Annotated in this window: 1 protein-coding gene; it reads left to right on the top strand. The window is 68.5% G+C overall.

Going from position 1 to position 457, the window contains the following annotated elements; all coding sequences use genetic code 11:
- The coding region (locus tag AB4111_RS31170) for an RNA methyltransferase (protein WP_442035145.1) at positions 1-457 on the top strand (457 nt) is incomplete at both ends.

The following is a 457-nucleotide window of genomic DNA, read 5'->3' as shown; positions in this document are numbered from 1 at the left end:
GGCCAGCGGCGCTGGCGATGTGCTTGTTGATGCACAAATCGTCCCGGATATCGAATCCGCGTTGGCTGACGCGGCCTATACCGTGGCGATGACCGCCCGCCAACGCGAGTTCGGCCCGCCGCGCCTGCTGCCGCGCGATGCCGCAGCGCGCGGGTATGAAGTGCTGGCAGCAGCACCCGATGCCGTGATCGCCTTCGTGTTCGGCAACGAGCGCTACGGCCTGCCCAACGACGCGGTGGAGCGCTGCGCCGCCGTGACCCACATTCCGGCGAATCCGGCGTATGCCTCGCTGAACCTCGCCCAGGCGGTGCAGTTGATCACCTATGAGATGCGTCTGGCGCTGTTGGCCGCGCCCGAGGCGCGCCCGGACGCCTCGCGTGATATCGGCTATGCTGGGGAGCCCGCCACGGCCGAGCAGATCGAATCGATGTTCGGTCACCTCCAGGCGGGCCTGGCG

Origin of the sequence: Paenibacillus sp. 2KB_22, assembly GCF_052115745.1 — a bacterium.
In the GTDB taxonomy this organism is placed as follows: Bacteria; Bacillota; Bacilli; order Paenibacillales; family Paenibacillaceae; genus Paenibacillus.
The sequence above is the reverse complement of the archived record's forward strand: the minus strand, read 5'-3'. Positions and strand labels throughout refer to the sequence as shown.